This is a genomic window from Phaeovulum sp., from assembly GCF_041596715.1.
Taxonomy (GTDB): domain Bacteria; phylum Pseudomonadota; class Alphaproteobacteria; order Rhodobacterales; family Rhodobacteraceae; genus UBA6213.
On record NZ_JBFHIA010000382.1, the window covers coordinates 1 to 1,756 of the forward strand.

Sequence of the window (1,756 nt, forward strand, 5' to 3'; positions counted from 1 at the left end):
CACCAAGACTCATCCGAGTCCGCGGGAGGCTGGCGTCTGCGGCCGAAATTGCGCGTAGCCGAACCGCCACGCGTCTGTCAAGCGCGCCGACGAGGTTTCGCGGTGCGGCGCTGCCCTTTGGATTGGGATCAGCCAGTTTCCTTGCGCGTGTCCTTTACTTCGCACACCCAATTTTTCTTCTAAAAGAAAGAAATATATCGTAAAGTTGCAAGTGAAAGGAAAATGCCATGACACACACGCAGGCACAGGCTTTAACCCCGGAACGCGCTGCGGTTCTGACCAAGGCCATGCTTCGCGCGGCGGATCGTCTTGGTTTGACCGGGCGTCAGCTTGCGCAGATCGTCGGCGTGTCCGAGGCCACCGTGTCGCGCCTCAAACGGGGCGAGGCGGCTCTCGAGGTCGGCTCGAAGCCTTATGAACTCGCGGCGTTGCTGGTTCGCGCGTTCCGTTCGCTCGATGCGATCACGGGAGGCGACGAGTCGGTTTCCAAGGCCTGGATGAAGGCGGCCAACACCGCGCTTGCGGCGCGGCCGGTCGAGCGGATGGCAACGGTTCAGGGGCTTGTCGATGTCACAACCTATCTTGACGCCCGACGCGCTCCGCTCTGAAGTGCGGCCCTTCGCGGGGCCTGCATGGCGATTTGTCGAAGCGCAGCACCGGGTCTCGACACTCAAACTCGTCGATGGCCTTGCCGAGCAAGCGATGCTTGAGCACATTCTGGAAGAGACCAAGCCGCCGCTGCCAAAGGACTGCCAGCATCTGAACTATCTGCTGGCAACGCCGTTTCGCTATCGCCCCTATCCGCAAGGTTCGCGATTTCGCCGCGCGGGGCTGACGCCCGGCGTGTGGTATGGTGCCGAACGCCCCGAGGCGGCAGCGGCGGAAATGGTTTTCTACCGCTTCCTCTTTTATGCCGAAAGCCCGGGTACGCCGTTTCCCGATGATGCTGCCGAGTACACGGCCATCTGCGCAATGCTTGCTGCGCCTGCATCACTCGATCTGACCTCTGGTGCATTGGCGGCAAATCGCGCGCAGTGGATGCATCTGACCGACTACGCGCCCTGCCAGACATTGGCCGAAAGCGCGCGCGAGATCGGGGTCGAGGTCATTCGCTATGCATCTGTCCGCGATCCGGCGCGCGGGGCCAACCTCGCCGTGCTTAGCTGCCGCGCCTTTGCCGCGCCAGAGCCCACCCAGCGCCAGACATGGCGGATCCGCATCGGGCGAAGCGGGGCACAGGCCCTGTGTGAACAGCCCAGGCTGGGGCTGGAGTTTGCCACCGATGCCTTCGCACCCGATCCCCGCCTAGTTGGCATGATTTGGGAAAGACCGCGTGCCAGATAGGGCGCACCTGCGCAGATAACGGCAAGGACCACATTGCAAAAGCGGGCGTAGAGCACGGCATAGCGGCAGCCACACAAAGGCGGGCAACTCGCAATGGTCAAAGCGGTAGGTCGCCGTCTTTCATCTGAATGTCGCGGTGCGAATAGACGCTTTGCCGCTCGATCATATGATGAACACGCGGTGGTTCCGCGCCCCGATGCAGGCGCAGCAATTGATCTGAGACGATGCCGTCTGCGTTGGTTCTGCGCGCGTTGTGCCGCCGGAAGTCGTCCCATGTCGCGAGGTGGTAGCTTTCGGTCCACTGATCGGGGTGTTCCAGGTCGCGCAGCAGCGCCCAGTGGCGGGCTCCATCGCGCCTGCGGGTGCGGCGGCGCTCGGTCATCGTTGCCAGAAATACGGGGATGTCCGCAGG

3 protein-coding genes are annotated in these 1,756 nt (G+C 62.8%); 2 read left to right on the plus strand and 1 reads right to left on the minus strand.

Annotation, left to right across the window (positions count from 1 at the left end; genetic code table 11):
• Positions 1 to 227: 227 nt before the first annotated feature.
• On the plus strand, positions 228 to 608 hold the full coding sequence (locus ABY403_RS16270; protein WP_372841856.1) for an antitoxin Xre/MbcA/ParS toxin-binding domain-containing protein: 381 nt from the start codon (positions 228 to 230) through the stop codon (positions 606 to 608).
• Positions 568 to 1,344, plus strand: coding sequence for an RES family NAD+ phosphorylase (locus ABY403_RS16275; protein ID WP_372841857.1), 777 nt, complete (start codon positions 568 to 570; stop codon positions 1,342 to 1,344). The genes ABY403_RS16270 and ABY403_RS16275 overlap by 41 nt, the downstream gene beginning before the upstream one ends.
• Positions 1,345 to 1,441: 97 nt before the next feature.
• Here ABY403_RS16275 and ABY403_RS16280 read toward each other — a convergent pair.
• On the minus strand, positions 1,442 to 1,756 hold a 315-nt coding region (locus ABY403_RS16280), incomplete at its 5' end, for an MFS transporter (protein ID WP_372841858.1).